The following is a 22,564-nucleotide window of genomic DNA, read 5'->3' as shown; positions in this document are numbered from 1 at the left end:
TTTCAGCACGTCTTTGCGCTGATAGAATGTGCGCCTTTATCATACAAGCAAACTAACAACATAATTGAGGTTTCCCCGTGAGCGAAGAAAAACAGTCTTTAAATTATAAAGATGCTGGCGTTGATATAGATGCAGGTAATGCCCTAGTTGAAAATATTAAAGGTGCAGTAAAACGCACTACTCGTCCAGAAGTTATGGGGGGTCTAGGTGGTTTTGGCTCTGTCTGTCAACTTCCTACTGGCTATAAAGAGCCCGTACTTGTTGCCGGAACGGATGGCGTTGGTACAAAATTGCGTTTAGCAATAGATTTAAAAAAACATGACACTGTTGGTATCGACTTAGTGGCTATGTGTGTAAACGATTTAATCGTGCAAGGTGCTGAGCCACTATTCTTCCTTGACTATTATGCTACAGCAAAACTTGATGTTGCCGTTGCTTCAGCCGTTGTTGAAGGTATCGCAGAAGGTTGTGTACAAGCGGGTTGTGCATTAGTCGGTGGTGAAACCGCTGAAATGCCAGGCATGTACCACAAAGGTGACTACGATATAGCTGGTTTTTGTGTTGGTGTTGCTGAAAAATCACGTTTAATTGATGGCACTAAAGTAGCCGCAGGTGATCAACTTGTTGCGCTTGGCTCTTCTGGTGCTCACTCAAATGGTTTCTCTTTGGTACGCAAAGTATTAGAAGTAAATAACACCAACACCGATGACTTACTTGATGGAAAACCATTAGCTGAGCATCTTTTAGCGCCAACAAAAATTTATGTTAAATCAGTTTTAGAACTGCTTAAGCATGTTGATGTGCACGCTTTGTCACATATTACTGGTGGCGGCTTTTGGGAAAATATTCCTCGTGTTTTACCAGAGAGCGCTCAAGCCATTGTTGACGGAAATAGCTGGCAATGGCCAGCCATCTTTAATTGGTTGCAAGAAAATGGCAATATCAGTGAACATGAAATGTATCGCACATTTAACTGTGGCGTTGGTATGATCATCGTAGTACCTGCTGAGCAATTAGCACAAAGTATCGAGATTCTTAACGCGCAAGGTGAAAACGCTTGGCATATTGGTGAAATTGCTGATCTACAAGCAGACCAAGAACAAGTTATTATCAACAAAGGTTAATCATTGATGCGAAGCCGAATTGTAGTACTTATTTCCGGCGGCGGCACAAACTTACAAGCGATTATTGATGCCTGTAAGCAAGATAACTATGGTGGCGAAATCGTCGCCGTAGTGTCTAATAAAGCTGACGCCTATGGTTTAACGAGAGCACAAGATGCTAACATAGCAACCTCTGTGCTTTCACACAAAGACTTCGATAGCCGAGAAAATTACGATAGTGCCTTAGTCGCCAAAATTAATAATTATCAACCTGATTTGATTGTGCTAGCCGGTTTCATGCGTATTTTAACCGCTAAATTTGTACAAAAATTTCAAGGTCGCTTGATCAATATCCACCCTTCTCTATTACCTAAGTATCAAGGTTTACATACCCATCAACGCGCCATTGACGCCGGTGATATTGAACACGGTGTGAGTGTACATTTTGTTACTGAAGAACTTGATGGTGGACCGGTAATTTTACAAGCAAAAGTCCCTGTTTTTCCAGAAGATAACGCCAATGAGCTTGCTCAGCGTGTACATCAACAAGAACATCGTATTTATCCTATGGTAATTAATTGGTGTTGTACTAAACGCGTAACTATGGCAGCAGAACAGGCATTATTTGATGGTGTAATCTTACCTATTTCGGGGTATGCTAGCGAAGAATAGTATTTAATTTAGAGAGTTTACCATGTTGAAATCATTACCTTATATTGTTTTACTTTTTTCCAGTCTCAGCTTTAATGCCATGGCAGCAGATAAAGAAAATAGTGTAGTGATCCCTGCATTTAATGCTCAATATACTATTTTGCGAAATAACAAAGCTATTGGTGAAGCCACACGTAAGTTAAGCTATTTAAATAATGGCTTAGCGAAATACAGTTATCAGACAGAAATTGAATGGTTAATTTTCTCAGATAGCCGTACAGAAAGCTCTATTGTTCAGCTTGAAGGCTATAAAGTAACGCCAACAAGTTATGAATACAAACGCGAAGGCACTGGCTCTAACAAATATTATAAATGGCGTTATGACATAGCAAATAATAGTGCTATTGATGAGAAAAAGCAGCAAACAAAAAACATAGACTTCCCTGAGAACATTCAAGACTCGCTCAGTTACCATCTGCAGCTTCGTCTCAATATGATCACTAATTCCGAACAAGAGCATTTTGTTTACCCTGTGATTAAAACCTCAGGCTCAATCAAAAATTACGTTTATCAATACGACGGTGAAGAAGAGCTAATGTTACCTTATGGCTTGGTAAAAACCATTAGACTTAAACGTGAAGTTGTGGAGAAAAAGCGTGTCACCTTCGCTTGGTTTGCACCCGAGTTAGATTACCTGTTAGTCAAACTTTATCAAATTAAAGCTGATATTGAACAATTTGAAGTACAATTAAAGTCAGTGACCAACAGCGATACAGTGACCGCTTTAAGCAAATAATTAAACCTCAGTAAACTTTTAATAATTTTTCAATCAGTTATCGTAAAGTGGTTAAATAAAAGTGTAAAAAGTAACTGAATTAAAAATGGTTATATTAAAAGTGACTCAGTTAAAAGTCACTTTGCTTAATCACTTTTAAGCTTTCATTAGTCTTGCTTACTTTCAAATATGAGCTGGCCTTTACAAAATAATAAACCTTCGCCTACTTGCATTTTTTGCCATTTTTCATCATCAGTTAATGGTTGGGTCGCGATAACAGTAACAATATCATTTTCGGTAGTTACTTGATCAAAATTCACCACCATTTCTGCATCAATCAAACTCGCTTTACCAAACGGCGCACGTCGAGTTAGCCAATGTAAATTATTGGTACAATACACCAATAAAAAATCACCATCGGTTAACAATAAATTGAATACACCTAACTCATTGATTTTCTTACATAGCCCAATAATATAATGAAATAATACTTCAGCATTAGGCTGATCACCGTCAAACTCTTGTAACAGTTGATCTAATATCCAACAAAAAGCCTGTTCGCTATCGGTTTCTCCAATAGGTAAATGATACTTTGTCGCTAACCTAGATTTAAAATCAGCTAATTGGCCATTGTGCGCGTAAGTCCAATTTTTACCCCACATAGGGCGAACAAATGGGTGGGTATTAACCAAAGATACATTACCAGAATTTGCCTGTCGTATATGACAAATCACTGTTTCACTTTTGATCGGGTAATCAGTCACCAACTGAGCAATAGGTGAATGTGCACTCGGTAGCGGATCTTTAAAGCTGCGACAACCCTTGCCTTCATAAAAAGTAATACCCCAGCCATCTTTATGTGGCCCAGTATTACCGCCACGCTGCATTAAACCACTAAAACTAAAACAAATATCTGTAGGTACATTGGCACTCATGGCCATTAATTCACACATATAATAAAACCAATAAAAACAAAAATTGATGAAACTAACACCAGAAAAGTACCCTGTTAACCGTTGAGGTATCAGTAAGAAAAAATAAAAATAATATAAATTCAAATTAATCGAGCTTACCTGACCATTTTACTTTGTTATAGTTAGTAATTAATACTGTTTTAATTCTTTACAGCACATAATCCTAGTAAAGGGCGTAAGTAACGATAAATAATTTGAAATTATCTATCAGACGAATTAAGCTTAAACTATTACGCTGGTATGACCTTAAGCTCTGGTCTGACTATAAAATTTGGTTTGACTCTACCAACGTTGACCAAAATATCAACATTAAGGGAAATATGTGGACTACTTAACTTGGATACTCATTGCTGTAGCATTATGCGGGTTTATGGCCTATTCACGCGCCTCACTCTCAACGTGTACCATAGCATTTACCTTACTGATGATCGTAGGAACTTTTTTCCATGTAATCGCTTTCTTCGGTTGGCTAATTTTTATCATTATCGCCCTACCATTAAATATTGCTGATGTGCGAAAGCAGTATATTTCTAGTCCTTTGCTCGCTATTTTTCGCGGCATTATGCCCGAAATGTCAAAAACTGAGCAAGAAGCTATTGATGCCGGTACAACTTGGTTTGAAGCGGAACTATTTCGCGGCACGCCCGACTGGAAAAAGCTTCATAACTACCCTAAACCAAGATTAAGCGCAGAAGAACAAGCGTTTTTAGATGGTCCAGTAGAAGAAGTTTGTCGTATGACGGATGATTGGCAAACAACCCATGAGCTGGCCGATTTAACACCCGAAGTATGGCAATACCTTAAAGATAATAAATTTTTCGCGATGATCATTAAAAAGCAATACGGTGGTCTAGAATTTTGCGCCTATGCTCAATCTTGTGTCTTACAAAAGCTTTCCAGTGTCAGTACCGTTTTATCATCTACCGTTGGTGTACCTAATTCACTCGGTCCGGGTGAATTATTGCAACATTATGGCACCCAAGAGCAACAAGATTATTATTTACCGCGACTAGTTAAAGGCGATGAAATTCCTTGTTTTGCCTTGACGAGCCCAGAAGCGGGTTCTGATGCTAGTGCAATTCCTGATTTTGGCATTGTTTGTCTTGGTGAGTTCGAAGGTGAAGAAGTGCTTGGCATGCGTTTAACATGGGATAAGCGTTACATCACCTTAGCCCCTGTTGCTACGGTATTAGGTTTAGCATTTAAGTTACAAGACCCTGACCACCTGTTAGGTGAAGAAGAAGACTTAGGCATTACCTGTGCATTAATACCAACAGATATCAAAGGTGTTATTACCGGTCGTCGTCATTTTCCACTCAACGTGCCGTTTCAAAATGGTCCAACCCAAGGTAATGATGTTTTTGTGCCATTAAGCTTCATCATTGGTGGTCCTGAAATGGCAGGACAAGGCTGGCGTATGCTGGTTGAATGTTTATCTGTGGGCCGCGCCATTACCTTGCCTTCAAATAGTACCGGTGGTATCAAGTCGTTGGCATTAGCAACGGGCGCTTACAGTCGTATTCGTCGCCAATTTAAAATAGCTATTGGTAAAATGGAAGGTGTCGAAGAACCCTTAGCGCGCATAGGGGGTAATGCCTACTTAATGGATGCAGTAACGACTATGTCGACAGGCGCCATTGATATGGGTGAAAAACCCAGTGTGGTGTCTGCGATTGTTAAATATCACCTGACCGAAAAAATGCGCACCTGTGTCGCTGATGCTATGGATATTCATGGTGGCAAAGGTATTTGTATGGGCCCTAGTAATTATCTTGCCCGTGCCTACCAAGGTGCCCCTGTTGCTATTACTGTTGAGGGTGCAAATATACTGACTCGCAGTATGATTATTTATGGTCAAGGTGCTATTCGCTGCCATCCTTATGTACTGGCTGAATTATCGGCGGCAAATAATGAAGATAAAACACAAGCACTCAATGACTTTGATCATGCCTTATTTGGTCATATTGGCTTTGCGATTAGTAATATTTGTCGTAGTGTTTGGTTTTCCTTTACCGGCAGTTATGTCCTTAGCGCACCTTTTCACGATGAAACTAGACGTTATTACCAACTAATGACCCGTTTCAGCTCAAACTTAGCCATGCTATCTGACATTGCTATGCTAACGTTAGGCGGAGATTTAAAGCGTAGAGAGCGTATTTCAGCACGACTGGGTGATATTTTAAGCTATTTATATTTAGCGTCTGCAACCCTTAAACGTTACAACGATGAAGGTCGCCAAAGCGCTGACTTACCCTTAGTACAATGGGCCTTAGAAGACAGTCTATACAATATTCAACAAGCGATTGAAGCACTCATTAATAACTTCCCAAATCGGATAGTAGCGAAAGTATTGCGACTGATTATTTTACCGCTTGGCTGTTGGTTGAAAAAACCGTCAGACATAACCGATCATAAAGTGGCGGCCTTACTGCAATACCCTAATGAAACGCGTACACGCTTAGGAAAAGGTCAATACCTTACACGTGAACCAGGCAATGTTTTAGGGCAATTAGAACAAACGCTTGAAGATATCATTGCTTGTGAACCTATTTTTGAGAAAATTTGTCGTGAACTTGGTCAGCGCCTGCCATTTTATCAACTTGATCTTGTTGCTGCAAAAGGCTTAGCGGCCAATATTATCACTGAAAAAGAAGCCACATTACTCACCGCGACAGAAATTGCGCGTAAAGCGACCATTGATGTTGATGACTTTGACTCTGATGACTTAAAAGCCGGTTAGTTTTTAAGTCAAAATTATGGTTATAAAGTCCCTTACTGCGAACAGTAATAAGGGACTTTTTTTTTGTTTAACAATTGATTAAATTAATGTCAGTCTACATCAGTACCAAATTTCAATTTCAACTAATAGTGATAAGGAAAATGTTGGCTATTATTATTGCCATCAGGCGCTAATAACAATGCCACTAACGCTTTGTGCTGTTTGACAAAGACAGTTAAATTAGCTGATGAAGTTGAAAGGCTACATAGCGAAACTTGTCTGAATTAGCTAGGTAAAAAAACATCAACACATAAAGTGCTCATCAAGAGTATGCCAGAAATTTTTGCTACTATTTATACTAGCCTCCTGCTTATGATTTAATCTAGTATTGATAATCTAGTATTGGTAATATTAGCCATTTAAATAGTCATACTGGCACAAGCCTTTATTAATAATTTCCCCCTTGAGCTTGTGCCATAAAATGACTGTTAATTTTACCCCGACACAGCACTATAAATTTTGCATTCGATATTTAAAACAGCATAAAAGGTTAATAAAATGAAATATGTTCGATTAGGCAGTAGCTCATTAGAGGTGTCACCTGCTTGTTTAGGCAGTATGACTTGGGGATTACAAAACAATCAAAGCGATGCTAATGCCCAACTCGATTATGCTCAATCACAAGGTATCAACTTTGTTGATACGGCTGAAATGTACGCCGTACCACCTAGTGCAGAAACTTATGGCAAAACTGAGGACATCATTGGCCATTGGCTTGGTGCTAACCCGTCACGTCGTAAAAACATTGTGTTAGCATCAAAAATTGCGGGTCCCGGATTCTCCTACATTCGTGATGGCAGTAATATATCAGGTGCCAGTGTTATTGCTGCTGTTGACACATCATTAAAACGCTTAAAAACTGATTATATCGATCTTTACCAGTTGCACTGGCCAAACCGCCAGTCACCACACTTTGGTCGACATTGGCCAAATGGCATTAATTATCCACAGGTCGATGTAGAAAAACAAAATGAAGAAATGTTAGATATATTACAAGGCTTAGATAGTTGCGTTAAAGCGGGTAAAATTCGTTATTGCGGACTATCCGATGATACACCTTGGGGTATTAACCAGTACTTACGTTTAAGTGCTAAACATAACTTGCCGCGCATGGTATCAATACAAAATGAATTTAGTTTGTTACATACCAAAGATTGGCCGTATTTAATTGAAAATTGTCTCCATGAAGATATCGCCTATTTACCTTGGTCGCCACTGGCAACAGGTTTACTGACTGGTAAATACCTCAATGGCCAACGCCCAGAAGGTAGTCGCTTTACCTTTATGCAACGCAATGGTCTTTTTAGAGATACAGCAAATACTGCAGCCGCAGTAAAGGCCTACGTCGACATTGCCAAAAAACATAATATTTCGCCAGCCCATTTGGCTTTAGCTTGGTGTAAGCAAGTACATGGTGTAACTTCAACCATTATTGGCGCAACCAATATGCAACAATTGACAGAAAATATTAAGGCTTTTAAGCAACCACTAACCACTGATGTGCTAGAAGATATTAAGCAGGTATTACAACGCTTTCCATCACCGTTTTAGCCAAACATATATTTAACTATATCTGTCTTTTAGCATTGCTAAATATATGCATAGTAAAGAAGAATAAGCTTTTTATGTATTTTTCAACCACATATTTTATAGAAAAACCTCCTACAAACCTCTGAAGTGCCTAGGCAGATAAAATAAAAAATTTACAACAAAACTGAGGTTTGCTAACAGAATCAAAAAAGGCCATATTACTAATGAAATATGGCCTTTTTATTTTATTATCTACGTTAAATTTCACATAAAATCTAGAAAGAAATCCCAGCAAAAATATAGCTAAAACTCATTGTTTACAAGAAAGATAATAATTCTTCATCTAACTGCATTAAGGTTTTAGGATCAGCCATCATAGTTACCGCTAATGACTTAGTACGTGGTAATAAGCGTTCGAAGTAAAATTCAGCAGTTTTAATTTTTGCTCGATAAAAATCTCTGTTTTCAACATCAGTCGCTAATTTTTCGTATGCAGCTTGTGCCATTTGAGCCCAAAAATAAGCCATAACGATATAACCTGAGTACATTAAAAAGTCTACTGAAGCCGAACCAATAACGTCACGATCTTTTTTAGCTTTAAGGCCTAAGCGAATAGTATATTGTTGCCATTTTGCTACCGATGTACTTAACGGCCAGATAAACTTGTTCATTTGACGTTTATGTGGATTGTTCGAGATCATGCTCTGATCTTTACAAAAGATCAGTATTTCTTTAGCAAAAGCATTTAACGATTTACCACGTGTCATCAGCACTTTACGGCCTAATAAATCTAGCGCTTGAATACCGGTTGTGCCTTCATAAAGTGTTGCAATACGTGTGTCACGCACAATTTGTTCCATGCCCCATTCTTTAATGAAACCATGGCCACCAAATATTTGTAGACCATGATTAGCACTTTCTGAACCTAATTCAGTTAAAAACGCTTTTAAAATAGGTGTAATAAAACCTAGACGAAAATCAGCATTTTTACGATCTTCTTCAGTTTTAGCATTATCTATATCATCAACAATTTTCGCGGTGTAATAGATCATCGCACGACCACCTTCACTAATCGCTTTTTGGGTCATTAGCATTTTGCGTACATCAGGATGACAAATAATAGGATCAGCGACTTTATCAGCATGTTTTTTACCCGTTAATGAACGCATAGACAAACGCTCTTTCGCGTAAATCAATGAGTTCTGGTAAGCCAATTCAGCGGCACAAACACCTTGTAATGCCGTACCGACACGTGCGGTATTCATAAAGGTGAACATACATTCTAAGCCTTTATTTTCAGGGCCAATTAACACCCCTTTGGCATTATCAAAATTAAGTACTGCTGTTGCTGAGCCTTTAATACCCATTTTGTGTTCTATAGAGCCACAGGAGACATTATTGAACTCACCAATAACGCCTTGCTCATCCGTTTGCATTTTAGGCACAATAAAGAGTGAAATACCCTTAGTGCCTGCAGGCGCACCCGGTACTCTTGCTAATACAATATGAATAATATTATCAGTTAAGTCATGTTCGCCGGCTGAGATAAAAATCTTAGTGCCTGTAAGGTTATAGGTACCATCACCATTTGGCTCCGCTTTGGTTTTAACTTGTCCTAAATCTGTACCACATTGCGGTTCAGTTAAACACATAGTACCGGTCCACGACCCTTCAATAAGGCGTGTAAGGTAAAATGCTTTTTGCTCATCCGTACCATGAGTATCAATAGTATTCATCGCGCCATGACTCAAGCCCGGATACATAGCCCAAGACCAGTTAGCTGTGCCCATCAACTCAGACATTACCATGCCTAATGATGATGGTAAGCCCTGACCACCGTGCTCAACAGCATGTGACAAACTAGGCCAACCACCTTCAACAAATTTCTGATAAGCTTCTTTAAAGCCTTTAGGCGTTGTTACAACACCATTATCAAAGGTACAACCTTCTTCATCACCGCTTTGGTTAATAGGTAGCAGTTCGTTTTCACTAAATTTTGCACATTCTTCTAAGATAGCATCTACCAAATCAGGCGTTGCTTCTTCAAATTCAGGATACTTTTTGTAATGATCGTAATACTTGAATACATCTTCAAACAAAAATTTGATGTCTGCTATCGGCGCTTTATAACTTAGCATGCTTAACTCCTAACACTTTTAATAATAATTTTTTGCATTACTGCACAAGTGACATTGAGTATACACAGATCCAGCCACTGGTCATACCACTATTTATTCTTTTACTAGGATAAACAGTGTAATGACAACATAAATCATTTAAAACATAAACTTAAAGATAAAAGTCACCTTGTGTAACATATGATTTTATACAATAAATAAGTAATAATTAAAATTATAGTGGGTAAAAGTCTTATTACGAACAAAAAATTAAATGAACTTTCTAATCTTCAATAAGCCAATCAAGGTAACATTGCATAAACAGTTGCCAGAATTTATGACAACTCGAAATTTCAATCAATTGTTGCTGTAACCGCTGCAATATGGCTTCATCAATAACACTACTGGGGTCTGGAAAGAATTGTGCTTGGGTTTGTTGACCATGATCAAACAGCAACTGCATACAAGCGATATAACTAACTAAACTTGTTGCTACTAACTCTACTTCCCAACCTGTTTCAGCTAAAAATCCAGTATAAACTGGTAATTCTGCTTGATTGGTGTCAACAAAATACGGATCACCTAATTCGGTATCTCGGGCAAAAACCTGCCATGAGGTTTGCCAACAGCCTTTTTCTTCGCCGGATAAGTCATCACTGGTTGCCGCTTGACCTAATTCACTCATGCCAAAGCCAAGCTGCGCTTTATTTAATTCGTTTTGAGTTGCTACCTGCTTAAAGCCTTGTGGGCCAAAAAAAACTTCTTGGTTAGCTGAAGTATTTAAAATACTTATCAGTTTTTTATCTGTCATATTTACCTAATACATTTATAAAATTTTTAGAACATGAAAAATTATACGCTACTCAAAGCAAGCGTATGTCAAATTAATTAATCCTTAAGCCATTAAACACTAAAGGTGTATTGCTCAAATATTGTAATTAACGCCCTTTACAGTTTATCTATTTGTTTTAGCGCTACTATCGACAATATGTCATATAACCTAGAGGGACGACTAGCAGTATGTCTCAACACGATTGAGTCAGTAAAAATATTCAAAAGAATGCAAACTTGATGCTATCGCTTTAGTTGTCGAGCAAAAATATAGCCAGGCAGAAGCCTCAAGAAACTTAGGTATTAATCCTAATAGGCTAGGTTGTTGGCTCAAAGAAGCCGACAATGAGGATGGTCAAGCTTTTCGTGGCAAAGGGAAATTAATACCAGAGCAAGCAGAAGTTCGCAACCTAAAAGCTCAAGTAAAACGTTTAGCAATGGAGCGTTAGATCCTAAAAAAGTAATGGCCTTATTTGCTAAAGACACGAAGTAAAATATTCGTTCATTACCCAACATAAGAAGATCTGGCCTGTGGTAGTCATGCACCACTTACTGGGTGTTAAAAGTAATAATTTCTATAGCGTTCAAAAGCGTAAAGTAAGTGCCTCTGATGATCCAACACATCAAGAAATGATTGTGTTGATTAAAGATATTGCTAAATTCAGTGACAATACCTATGGTGCTAGGTGGGTTAAAAAGTACTCAATACGTTAAGCTTTCCAGTTAGCCAACGTAAGACGGCTCAACTAATCGTTTGGGTTCGTTATAAAAAGAAATACAAAGCAACAGCGACCATAACAACCCCATTTATCAAAATGAGCTAAAGTAAAACTTTGCTGTTGCAGCACTGAATAAACCGTGGGTAGGTGATATAACCTACGTTTGGACACATAAGGTTGGCTATATTTACGTGTCGTGATTGACTTATACTCACAAAGAATCTTGGGTTGGAGTATGGGGTCAAGAATGAAAGCACAGCTTGTTTTTGATACATTAACAATGGCTATTTGGCGACGACAGCTCAAAGCAGGGGGATAGTTTATTCAGATCAGGGCTTTAAGTATGCCAGCCATCAATATCGTTGATTACTCAAATCAAATGGATTTGTTGGCAGTATGAGTAAAAAGGATGTTACTGGGATAATGCCGTTGTCGGAAGCTCGAAACCAAAGTGCGTTCATTGGCGTAATTATGAAACACGTTATGCAGCACAGCAAGATGTACTGAACTACATAACCATGTGGTACAACAGTCACCGGCAGTATCAGGAGATTTTTCGCTGGAAACTTAATCTCTGACCTTTGACCGCTTTGATAGCATCACAAAAGAATGCAAAATCAAAACGGGTTCTGAAAACGGGCTATTTTAGTCTATTTCATCGGTAACACACCCTAGCGATGCAGATTTTACCGTGGCAATATACTTTCGTAATACACCGTTGGTAGCTCTATAAGCCGGCTTTATCCATGCGGCTTTGCGCTTAACAATTTCGGCCTCGTCTACTTTCAGTTCCAATTTATTCGTCACTGCGTCAATACGGATAATGTCGCCATTTTGCACCAAAGCAATCAATCCACCTTCTGAAGCCTCAGGGGTAACGTGTCCAACAACAAAGCCGTGAGAACCTCCAGAAAATCTACCATCAGTGATTAGAGCTACGTCTTTGCCAAGACCAGCACCCATTACTGCTGACGTTGGTTTTAGCATTTCAGGCATTCCAGGCGCTCCCTTTGGCCCAGAATAACGGATAACGATAACCTCTCCTTTTTGTACTTCGTCTTCGATGCCTTTTATTGCGGCGAATTCATCTTCATAAACTCTTGCTGGACCTTCGAATACTTCGCCTTCTTTACCTGTAATTTTGGCAACTGAGCCTTCAGAAGCCAAGTTTCCATAAAGAATTTGTAAATGACCCGTTGCTTTTAATGGGTTACTTAAAGGTCTGATGATATCTTGAACTGCTGGCAGGCCAGGTAAATCAGCTAAGTTTTCTGCAATAGTTTGCCCTGTAACGGTCAAACAGTCGCCATGCAACAAACCTTCAGCCAATAAATACTTCATTACCGCAGGGATCCCGCCTATGGCATGTAAGTCTTGCATTAAGTATTCACCTGAGGGTTTTAAGTTTGCCAACAATGGCGTTTTGTCAGCCATAGCTTGGAAATCATCTAAACCTAAATCAACACCACAGGCTCGCGCCATGGCAATTATATGCAAAGTTGCGTTAGTAGAACCGCCTAAAACCATGATCATTCTTAAAGCATTTTCGAATGCTTTTTTGGTCATGATATCTTGTGGCTTTATGTCTTTTTCCAGCAGATTTTTAATGGCATCACCCACTTTGGTCACTTCTACCTTTTTCTCATCACTCACCGCTAGATTAGACGAAGAGTAAGGCAGGCTCATCCCTAAAGCCTCAATCGCTGAAGACATAGTGTTTGCGGTGTACATTCCACCACAAGCACCCGCTCCTGGGATTGCATTTTGAATCACACCTTTATAGTCTTCATCAGAGATAACACCCTGTAATTTTTTTCCATAAGCTTCGAAAGCAGAGACAATATTCAAGTCTTCACCTTTCCATTTCCCCGCTTTAACAGAGCCGCCATAAACCAATATTCCTGGACGATTAACACGCGCCAACGCCATCATTGCCCCTGGCATGTTTTTATCACAGCCAACGATCGCCACCATAGCATCATAATATTGAGCACCGGCAACCGTTTCAATAGAATCCGCAATTACATCACGAGAAACTAAGGAATACTTCATGCCTGCCGTTCCGTTTGAAATACCGTCACTCACCCCTATAGTATGAAAGATTAAACCCACCAAATCGGCAGCAATGACACTTTTCTTTACTTCTTTAGCAAGTTCATTTAAGTGCATGTTGCAGGGGTTACCTTCCCATCCTGTAGAAACGATACCCACTTGTGCTTTTTTCATGTCATCTTCTGTCAAACCAATCGCATAAAGCATGGCTTGTGAAGCTGGTTGTGATTCGTCTAAAGTGACCGTTTTTGAATACTTATTTATTTCTGACATTATTATTTTCTCCGAAACCATCATTAAATAACTTTTATTAGCACAGATTGCAAAAAAATAATTTTTGAAACCAACCCAACGCTGCTCTTTATCCACTTGCATTGAATTTTCTGCTCTATGACTATATTTTTTATATTTCTATATTTCTATATTTCTATACCGAAACTACTTGAACATGCAGGGAGCAGCAAATTAAGGACTGCCCCGAAGTGCCATATATTAATAACAACACCTTTAAATACACCTTGGATAATGAGTATCCCTATTTATAAAGCTCACCTTTTCATCTTTACGATCAGTTTTGCACGTCAATAGAGTTAAATAATCCCTACTGGGCATAATGGTAAAGCTGTTGGTCAAAAAAATCAGAAAAACATATCTGCTATCACTATTATACAAATATAGTTACATACTGGGTGTCCACTATAGGCTTAGATATAACCCAATATAAAATAAATTCTCTGTGAAGAGCTAAAGCATCACTAATTTGCGCTCAAGCAAGAATTTTAGCCGCGAGCCAACTATTGCTTAGACATTCAAATTTAGAAAGTATAATTGAATATTTAGGCGCTGAAATGGACCATGCTTTATCTATATCAGAAAGCACAGAAAATTAATGCCTATTTTAAGTGCCTCAAAAACTGAGGCACTTTCGCCGCCTTTTTGAGGGAGAATTAACCATAACTATTGCGATAAATCGGTCTTTTTTTGGTGTTCAAAAGCGCCCACAACAATGGCTCAATTGAACGCTTTGCAGACGTTAGCAGAAAAATTATGACTGCGATATTAATACTTTAATTTTTTCGTCTTGTATTAGCATTAAAATAATCGCCTTATTAACTTCACGACGTGTTTTTGACTTATGCCAACGATTCCAACAAGCCACATTATCCCAGTTGGTGATAATCGTTCTAATATTAGAATTATTACTGTTGCGGTATGATGCGCCAGAAATATAACCTTTTGCCGTCATTATTGCGGTTAAACTTTTGCGAATTTCAGAGTCGTATGTTCTTTCCATATCGTCAGCGAGTACACGCTCAATAATTACTTTTATCATTTTTATTTCAGTTACCCAATAGTTAAATTTACAGATATCATATTTTTCCATCACTAGCTTATAGATATAACGCACTTAACCCATCATTGTAAGCGGAATAATTGTTGATGTTATATTGGTGTGAAAGTCGATTATATTGTTAAATTATCTGAGGCTATAGTTATTTGAGTTATAAATAACTGAATAAAATAAACCTTTCCTATCAAAAAAACACCCCAAAGCGATCATTTTACGCCCTTCTTAATCACCCAAAAACTAACGTTACCCCTGACTTTTGTCTCCTATTACTCAGTATTTTTAAACTAATTTTTCAGCAAAAAATGCTAATGTACGATCCCATGCAAGATCTGCATTTTCTTTATCATAGCGCCCAGTAGAGTCATTATGAAAGCCATGTTGGGCATTTTTATACATGTGCATTTGATAAGGGACTGCTACCTTTTTTAAGTCGTTCTCATATTCAGGCCAATATTTGTTAACTCTTTCATCAAGTTCAGCAAGCTGAATAAGTAACGAAGCTTTAATATTTTTCCTTGACTCACTTTTTGCAGGTGTGCCATAAAAAGGTACTCCAGCAATAATGAGATCAGACTCAACGGAGGCTAAATAATTAACTATGTAGCCACCAAAACAAAATCCAACAGCACCGAGTTTCCGGTTACTTCTGTCATGCTTCTTGATGAAATTTGCCGCCGCAACAAAATCTTGTTGTATTTTAGAACGCTCCATAGTTTTTTGCATTGCTCTACCCTCATCATCATTCCCAGGATATCCTCCTAGTGTAAAGAGAGCATCAGGAGCAAAGGCAAGATAACCCGCTTTAGCCAGTCGACGAGTGACATCTTTTACGTATGGGTTCAGCCCCCTATTTTCATGAATAACTAAAACAACGGGTAAAGTGCCTGTTTTATTGGTTGGCGTTACTAAATAGCCAGCGCCTTTGCCGTAACCCTCTGGGGAATCAAAGGTCTCATAGGTTGCTTTTATTTCAGCATCATTAAAAGAGACTTGTTCGGCTAAGGCATAATTAGGCAACAATGTTGATGTTAATAAGGCCATGGAATAACCAGCAGCAACCAAAGTACCTAATTTTGCCATAAAGGCTCTGCGATCCATTCCTCCATGAGCATATTCGTCGTACCAGTCAAATGCTTCTTGAGGGATATCACTCTCTAATTTTTTTAACATGTTTATCTCACTTGTTAATTTTTAAAACAAAATGGATACTTATAAAATAGAATGATTTTTAAGGCTTCACAAATTTTAAAATCACAATTTAATTATAATGATTAATAATTAGGTTACTATCACTACAGAAAATTAAATACCAAATAACTTTAACTATTTGATGGTTATATTTTAGCCGCTGTCAACCCTGCGCCTTAGCCATTTTTGGATTGTCTTTAGTCTCTAAAAATGTTTTTTACAGTGGCTGGATGGGGGTAAACCTTTGCAGACTCACTAATGACGTTAAGCCTTTCTCGCTATATCAGCGCTGAAAAAGCCGCACAGCTTACATTTTTAATTGTTATGTAGTGCGGGGGGCAAACATAATAATAGCCATACCCAGAAGTGCTACTCCCGACCCAACTAAATCCCATGCTGTTGGGCGAATTCCTTCTATAACCCACAACCATAAAATAGCCATAAAAATATAAACACCACCATAGGCCGCATAAACTCTACCAGCGGCCTCAGGATGTAGAGAAAGCAACCACGAAAATGTGGCCAAGCTTAGAGCGGCTGGAACCAACAACCAAATTGACTTATCTTCACGCAACCAAAGATACGGTAAATAACAACCTATAATTTCAGTTAAAGCTGTAATGATAAAAAGACCAAATATTTTAAATTCCAACAAAAAAATCTCTCTTAGTAGTGAAAATCCCGCTTGAGCCACAATTTACCGAAGAAAAGCGTAGAAAACACTATTATCTGCAAGTTGTTGGTGGGCTATAAGTGTGCATCAACTGAATAGCCATCGCTGGATAAATCGTGTGTAACGAGGCATGATCCAATAAACCATGAGAAAAACGATGACTCCTGTTACTACAAGCGTGGTTATAAAATGATTATCGGGAAAGTGTAATAGTTGCAGCACTGGTGCAATGACTATCGGTACACCAAGCACTAAAGGGTAAATGGCAGACCATGTCACTATGGACTGTTTCCAGCGAACGGGTACTTTAGCTTTAGCTCTTTCTGGGGTAAACCAGAAATCTAGCCCACTACTGATAAAAAAGTCATCGCCAGTGACTAATAACGGCTGAACCTTGTCAATCAGACGAGAGCGAGTTAACGATTCCATCCAGTCTTGTAAATGTGCTCGAGTGTCAAATCGGATAATAATTGTGTAGGTTCCGGTCAGTCCAGAAATTGGACGGACGATGTGCCAGTCCAAATTCCCTAGTGAGGCTTTGCAAAGCGGCGCAATTTCATTAGACCAGCTTTCGTAATCAGCATGTTTGCCCTCACGCACTCTATGCGTAATAACAACCGTTGCCCCTTCTATATCGCTGAAATTCTCAGTAACTTTATCTGTATGCATAATATCTGCGCCCTTATGTTGATCAACGCCTAAATAGCAGGCTAAGTTATCATTTGCTCAGTTATAGTTGGCTAAAATTTTCTAGCTAAACGAAACCTAGTCAACTATTAGCTTTCTGTTTGAGTAACTTAGGTGATAGCTGTCTGTTTGAGTAACTTAGGTGACTCACTGTCTGCGACTGCCAAGTGTGTTTACTCAACCATAAGCTGAATTATTTTTCTTTCGCTTTGCCCATGTTTTTTGGTTTTGATTTTATATAGGTTTAGGTTCGTCTAGGCTATTTACAGACTTATGTGAGTGGACATAAAAATGAGATTTAGGTATTTGTCTAATATGACTTAATGCGACAACCATTCCACAACGATGGCACATAGCTTAAGACAATATTGTTTAAATAGCATAGTCTATAAAAATACGCGGTTAAATATAAGATTGAATATTATCAAAAGCCGTTTTATCATCTAATACTTTAGATAAAATCATCATGCCCTCTAATGAGGCTAATAACTGAATAGCTTTAGCTTTGGCACTTGCTGCTGTCATATCTTTTTCTTCAATATATCTTTGTTGTAACCAGTTTATATTCAATTCAAAAAAACGTTTGATTTCACTTTTCACTTGCTCTGGTAAGGCGTCTAACTGTGCGCCTAATAAACCACATAAACACATTTGGTTATCTTTTTCCAATGCCGCTTTGAACATATTAATATAGAGATTAATCGCACTATTCTCTTGTTGCTTTGCTTTCTCATCATTTAGTGATGCTAAAAACACATCGGTATACTGATGGGCTAATTCTGCAGCTAAATCAGATTTGGTGCGAAAATAATAATGCACACTTGAGCTTTTAATGCCTATTTCATCGGCAAGCTCTCTAAAGCTAAAATTACCGTAACCGCCAGACCTTACTTTGTTTTCAGCTAATGTGAGTATTTGAGATTTTTTATTCATAAATAAATGCTATGTGAGAGGTTAAGTAAATCATGAAGTTATTGAGTAGCTTTAATGCCCATATTAGCAATATAACCAGACAAGGTTACTGCTGATGTTAGTTACTCAATAATCTCATCTATTATCAATGACTCAGTCATTTTATTCAAATAGTTAATAATTTCGCTAAATTGATACCACTAAGATGCTTGTCTGTTTTTAGTGACTTTTAAACAAGACTGTTTTTTTCAATAAACTAATCGCTGTATTAGCGGCGTTAATCGCGCCTTCAAGGTAACCAGCATCTTGCTCAGAAAACTCACTAGCTGCCAGATATAAGTTTAATGACGATAACTCCTGAGAAAATCGCTTTATATTAAAATCAGGATGCGCCGGTGCCCCTGCTCTGTCTTTATCTGTGGCAACATGGACATCGTTACCCCAACTTTTTAAATAACACTGTTCATAGTCCTCGGCTGCTTCGCCAAACAGTAACTTAAGCTGATTAATACACTGAGCTTTTAAATGTTCAATAGAGACACTCTTTATGGCTTGGGATGAAAGTCCGATAAAACCAAATAATGCAAAACCCTGCTGATCTGCTGCTGAGGCATCATGAATTTCCATCATAGGTCCAACGCGACTAAATGCTTGTCCTGCTAAGCCATTGTCTCGCCAAAAAGGTTTATTATAAGTCGCTATAAACTTTGCTTGGTTCGCCATCCAAGTAGGTACAGCCACTAACGCTTTTGTTAACGCTTCACTCGCCCAATGAGCAGGCGTTAAGTATTCATGAATAAGTCTGGGTGGCAAGGCTAATATTAAATTGTCGGTTTCGTGAATAACGACCGAAGCATCTTTTGTATTTTTCACTGTTACTTGCCAAGTATCATTGACCTTTATTAAACTATCTACTTGACAACTTAGCTGATAGTTACTTTTTGATAACTTAGCTTGTAAAGCCAAAATGAGTTTATATAAACCCCCTTCTAAGCGATGCAATAAAGGCCCTTGACCATTTTTAATAATTTTAGGGGATATATTCGTATGTTCATGATAAACCACCGCGCCAGCAATATGTTGATGAAATAAATTTTGCTGCAAATTAGCCGCTAATGCTTTCATACGATAATGATGCGGAAATATCCATGTTGGGCCAAGATCATGAAATAACGATTCATCATTACTTCCTTTAGGCTGTTCACTATGAATGCGCCCACCAAAAACATCTTTCGCTTCAAAAAGCACATAGGGAATATTTAACTGTTCTAACTGAAACGCGGTGTACAAACCAGCTATTCCACCACCAACAATAATTACGCGCTTTTTATTCATTAACACCTCAAGCCTATCTACTGATAGATAATATTAACTAGCGTTCAATTTAAAAGCAAGTCATTTTGCAACGCGCTAGAATCTATATTTAGCTATTAGTTAACATTTGACAATTGATATAAAAACAACCAAGCTACCTACCAATAGATAGATAACTTAATTGTTAGATAAAAATAAGTAAGTTGACGGTAAATAAAATAATACTTATTTAAATACACTCATTAAGTGGAAATAAAAATGAAAATATATGATGTTGAAGGTTTTCCTAATCCACTTCGTGTTCGAATGGCTTTAGCTGAAAAAAATGCGCTAGACCAGGTTACTTTTGTTGCTGTTGACGTAATGAACGCTGAGCATAGAAGTGATGCTTTCCTAGTAAAAAATCCAACTGCTGGTGTTCCAGTACTCGAATTAGATGATGGTAGCTATATTTCTGAATGTTCAGCTATTATTGAATATATCGATCACACATTTGCCGGTATTTCATTAACAGGAACGTCTGCTAAAGAGCGTGCTGTTATTAACATGATGCAACGCAGAGCTGAATTTATGGTACTTGATGCTGCCGCTACTTATTTTCATCATGCAACTGATGGTTTAGGACCCGATCTTGAAATAGACCAAAATAAAGCATGGGGCAATAAACAAGCTAAAAATGTACTGGCCGGTTTTAAATATTTTAATACCGTATTAAGTACCGCGCCTTATGTCGCCGGTAACGAATTTACGATGGCTGATATCACCTTATTCGCAGGTCTTGCTTTTGCTGATTTTGGTAAACTAACCGTGCCAAGTCAATATACACATTTACTTGCATGGCGTGCAAAGATACAAGACCGACAAAGCCTTAAATAAAACTATATCGCGAGTTGTTTAACCGCTTTAATGCCATTAACGACTCGCTCCCCTTTACTCTTTTTAACTAGGATTTACTTGTGGGAATTTTTGATGATTTTACGCAAAGAGCCGTTGTTCATAGTGCCTCATTAGACTGGTTAGCCTCACCTATGCCAGGCGTTGAAAGAAAACCTCTAGATAGAGTGGGTGGCGAGGTGGCTAGAGCAACCAGCATAGTGCGATACGCAAAAGGCAGTAAATTTTCTCCTCATGTTCATACTGGTGGCGAAGAATTTGTTGTACTTGACGGTGTATTTCAAGATGAAAGTGGAGATTTCCCTGTAGGCTCGTATGTTCGAAATCCTCCGCAATCTAGTCATACGCCACGCTCTGATAACGGCTGTATTATTTTTGTAAAATTGTGGCAATTTCAACCTAAAGATAGAACGCATATTCGCCTACAGATCAAAAAAATGTCAGCGATTCCTTCGCAAACGGTTGGCGTCTCTATTACCCCGTTATACAAAGACAAATATGAAGAAGTGTCGGTTTATTATTTTGAACCGAATACAAAAATGAGTTTATCAGTTCCTGAAGGTGCAGAGGTATTAGTATTAGCCGGGGAATTACAAGCACAAAATGATTTACTGCAAAAGCATAGCTGGATGCGTTTACCTTTAGGCGACACATTAACAGTAGCAGCAAAAAGTAATGGCGCAAAATTTTGGGTTAAAATAGGAAATTTATCTGATGTAAGCAACCAGATAAAACGGATTCAAGCGGCGAACTAATTTTTTAAACAAAGAATAAACAGGGAGTAAATAAAGGGACATGCTATATCTTTAATTGAGTTTTACTAAAATTTTTTATCGTTTAAATAAAGCGTGTCATTTGACAGTATATATCAAATAATTTCTGGCTAATGAATTTGTGTCTATTGATTTATCTTTCCTGTCTATATTCTGTAATGTTCAGATTTCGTGCCTAAAAAGTCTATTAAGCGCTCCTTTATATCTTCATAAATGGCTTTCTATTCACTAACCGCGGATATTTTTGCTGAGCTGAAAAGCTTAATAGATAGTACTATTTTGACCTGACATCCTCATTATTGCTATGGTCTGATTAAGAGCGGGCAAGATACTCTTGACTCTAACCGGTTAACGCTAACTTATACTGTGCCCGCTGACAGTAATGTGTGTGCAATAAATAGAAAGGGAACTGAAATATATGACCAATCCTTTAATTATTTTGATACTGAGATATTTAAGAGAGCAGAAAAGTGCTTGCTCTCTGCTTGATTTGGTGAATCTTTGTGAACAGGACTTTCTTGCGCTTATTCTAACGGATGTCGCCCCTCAGATAGCTATTTTCCAAAAGAATTTTTTTGTTATGAATGCGCTTTATCAAATTCAACATGATATTAAAACAGAGGGTTTTTCACTGACAACTTTTCCTTTAGAAATCTGTCTGATACCACATTGCGCTAGTGTTAAAAACGCCCTGACCACGCGCGATAATGATCTGGCCCACTACTATTTGGATTGGTCTAATTTGAATAACATCACCATTGAAGAGGTTGAATCACTTTTTGCTAGTTTTTGGCAAAAATATCAGGCGGTAGATAAGGTTGGCGATGCTTTGACGACGTTAGGGCTAGATCAAGGTGTGGATTGGTCTAAGATACGTCAGGCTTACCAAAAAAAGGTTTTCATTAATCACCCTGATAAAGGCGGCTGCTCAGATGACTTTCTCAAAACCCGAGCAGCCTATGAAATCTTAAGGTTTTGTTATTATGAAACGTAACAGCAATTTTTTATTTATCTCTAATTCGTTAATGGCCATATTACGCTTTAAATATCACTCATTAAACTTTAAGTAAGTCTGATGCTAAGTTCATATTTCACTTAATGATTAAGACCAACTATGATGGAGCAGCCCTACTTTGCTACCAAACCAAATAATCCTAGTTTTTTCATGTTTAAACATCTACTTTTTGTGCTAAATTTGTATTAGCTTATCAAGTCAATAATGGATAATGTCCGTTCATTAG

At 38.1% G+C, this 22,564-nt stretch carries 18 protein-coding genes and 1 pseudogene; 9 read left to right on the top strand and 10 right to left on the bottom strand.

All coding sequences use genetic code 11. The features are described from left to right. The first annotated feature begins 77 nt into the window (after nt 1-77). From purM to H4J46_RS16450, 3 genes are read left to right on the top strand one after another with little or no spacing between them, the layout of a single operon-like run. The gene (gene purM, locus H4J46_RS16460; RefSeq protein ID WP_182234714.1) at nt 78-1,124 is read left to right on the top strand and encodes a phosphoribosylformylglycinamidine cyclo-ligase; all 1,047 of its coding nucleotides are present in this window, start codon (nt 78-80) and stop codon (nt 1,122-1,124) included. 6 nt (nt 1,125-1,130) lie between these two features. Beyond that, nucleotides 1,131-1,775 (top strand): phosphoribosylglycinamide formyltransferase, encoded by a 645-nt coding sequence (gene purN / locus H4J46_RS16455; protein ID WP_182234712.1) that lies wholly within the window; start codon nt 1,131-1,133, stop codon nt 1,773-1,775. Between the two features lie 22 nt (nt 1,776-1,797). Beyond that, nucleotides 1,798-2,550, top strand: coding sequence for a DUF3108 domain-containing protein (locus H4J46_RS16450; protein ID WP_182234710.1), 753 nt, complete (start codon nt 1,798-1,800; stop codon nt 2,548-2,550). 146 nt (nt 2,551-2,696) lie between these two features. Here H4J46_RS16450 and H4J46_RS16445 read toward each other — a convergent pair whose 3' ends face one another. After that, nucleotides 2,697-3,482: a class II glutamine amidotransferase gene (locus tag H4J46_RS16445; protein ID WP_182234708.1), complete on the bottom strand. Its 786-nt coding sequence runs from the start codon at nt 3,480-3,482 to the stop codon at nt 2,697-2,699. Between the two features lie 343 nt (nt 3,483-3,825). Between H4J46_RS16445 and fadE the strand changes: the two genes are divergently transcribed. Next, on the top strand, nt 3,826-6,243 hold the full coding sequence (gene fadE, locus H4J46_RS16440; protein WP_182234707.1) for an acyl-CoA dehydrogenase FadE: 2,418 nt from the start codon (nt 3,826-3,828) through the stop codon (nt 6,241-6,243). A 537-nt stretch (nt 6,244-6,780) separates the two neighbouring features. After that, nucleotides 6,781-7,833, top strand: a complete 1,053-nt coding sequence (locus H4J46_RS16435) for an aldo/keto reductase (protein ID WP_182234706.1) — start codon at nt 6,781-6,783, stop codon at nt 7,831-7,833. Nucleotides 7,834-8,129: 296 nt separating this feature from the next. On the opposite strand, the gene H4J46_RS16430 is transcribed toward H4J46_RS16435, so the two are convergent. Both H4J46_RS16430 and H4J46_RS16425 read right to left on the bottom strand, forming a co-directional pair. Further along, nucleotides 8,130-9,950: an acyl-CoA dehydrogenase C-terminal domain-containing protein gene (locus H4J46_RS16430; protein ID WP_182234705.1), complete on the bottom strand. Its 1,821-nt coding sequence runs from the start codon at nt 9,948-9,950 to the stop codon at nt 8,130-8,132. 262 nt (nt 9,951-10,212) lie between these two features. Then, nucleotides 10,213-10,740, bottom strand: coding sequence for a hypothetical protein (locus H4J46_RS16425; protein WP_182234704.1), 528 nt, complete (start codon nt 10,738-10,740; stop codon nt 10,213-10,215). Nucleotides 10,741-11,005: 265 nt separating this feature from the next. Here H4J46_RS16425 and H4J46_RS16420 point away from each other — a divergent pair. Further along, nucleotides 11,006-12,018, top strand: a pseudogene (locus H4J46_RS16420) (IS3 family transposase); the annotation flags it as partial. Nucleotides 12,019-12,124: 106 nt separating this feature from the next. Here the strand turns inward: H4J46_RS16420 and ilvD are convergent. The 7 genes from ilvD to H4J46_RS16385 form a co-directional block, all read right to left on the bottom strand. Next, nucleotides 12,125-13,804, bottom strand: a complete 1,680-nt coding sequence (gene ilvD / locus H4J46_RS16415) for a dihydroxy-acid dehydratase (RefSeq protein WP_182234703.1) — start codon at nt 13,802-13,804, stop codon at nt 12,125-12,127. 772 nt (nt 13,805-14,576) lie between these two features. Beyond that, nucleotides 14,577-14,864: an antibiotic biosynthesis monooxygenase gene (locus H4J46_RS16410; RefSeq protein WP_182234702.1), complete on the bottom strand. Its 288-nt coding sequence runs from the start codon at nt 14,862-14,864 to the stop codon at nt 14,577-14,579. Between the two features lie 297 nt (nt 14,865-15,161). Beyond that, nucleotides 15,162-16,052 carry a dienelactone hydrolase family protein gene (locus H4J46_RS16405; RefSeq protein WP_182234700.1) on the bottom strand — a complete coding sequence of 297 codons (891 nt, stop codon included), beginning with the start codon at nt 16,050-16,052 and terminating at the stop codon, nt 15,162-15,164. 340 nt (nt 16,053-16,392) lie between these two features. Continuing rightward, nucleotides 16,393-16,725: a YnfA family protein gene (locus H4J46_RS16400; RefSeq protein WP_182234887.1), complete on the bottom strand. Its 333-nt coding sequence runs from the start codon at nt 16,723-16,725 to the stop codon at nt 16,393-16,395. 105 nt (nt 16,726-16,830) lie between these two features. Next, on the bottom strand, nt 16,831-17,412 hold the full coding sequence (locus H4J46_RS16395; protein ID WP_182234698.1) for an antibiotic biosynthesis monooxygenase: 582 nt from the start codon (nt 17,410-17,412) through the stop codon (nt 16,831-16,833). 420 nt (nt 17,413-17,832) lie between these two features. Next, nucleotides 17,833-18,363 (bottom strand): TetR/AcrR family transcriptional regulator, encoded by a 531-nt coding sequence (locus H4J46_RS16390; protein WP_182234696.1) that lies wholly within the window; start codon nt 18,361-18,363, stop codon nt 17,833-17,835. Nucleotides 18,364-18,561: 198 nt separating this feature from the next. Further along, nucleotides 18,562-19,677, bottom strand: coding sequence for an FAD-dependent oxidoreductase (locus tag H4J46_RS16385; protein WP_182234694.1), 1,116 nt, complete (start codon nt 19,675-19,677; stop codon nt 18,562-18,564). Nucleotides 19,678-19,914: 237 nt separating this feature from the next. On the opposite strand from H4J46_RS16385, the gene H4J46_RS16380 reads away from it, so the two are divergent. The 3 genes from H4J46_RS16380 (at nt 19,915) to H4J46_RS16370 (ending at nt 22,317) form a co-directional block, all read left to right on the top strand. Next, nucleotides 19,915-20,532, top strand: a complete 618-nt coding sequence (locus H4J46_RS16380) for a glutathione S-transferase (protein ID WP_182234692.1) — start codon at nt 19,915-19,917, stop codon at nt 20,530-20,532. 80 nt (nt 20,533-20,612) lie between these two features. Continuing rightward, nucleotides 20,613-21,305, top strand: coding sequence for a cupin domain-containing protein (locus tag H4J46_RS16375; protein ID WP_182234690.1), 693 nt, complete (start codon nt 20,613-20,615; stop codon nt 21,303-21,305). 436 nt (nt 21,306-21,741) lie between these two features. Further along, entirely contained in the window at nt 21,742-22,317 is a 576-nt protein-coding gene (locus H4J46_RS16370; RefSeq protein WP_182234689.1) for a DNA-J related domain-containing protein, read from the top strand. Nucleotides 22,318-22,564: the final 247 nt, after the last annotated feature.

The organism is Colwellia sp. MB02u-6 (genome assembly GCF_014077095.1).
Taxonomy (GTDB): Bacteria; Pseudomonadota; Gammaproteobacteria; order Enterobacterales; family Alteromonadaceae; genus Cognaticolwellia.
Note: the sequence above shows the minus strand (reverse complement) of the source record. Positions and strands in the feature narration are given on the sequence as shown.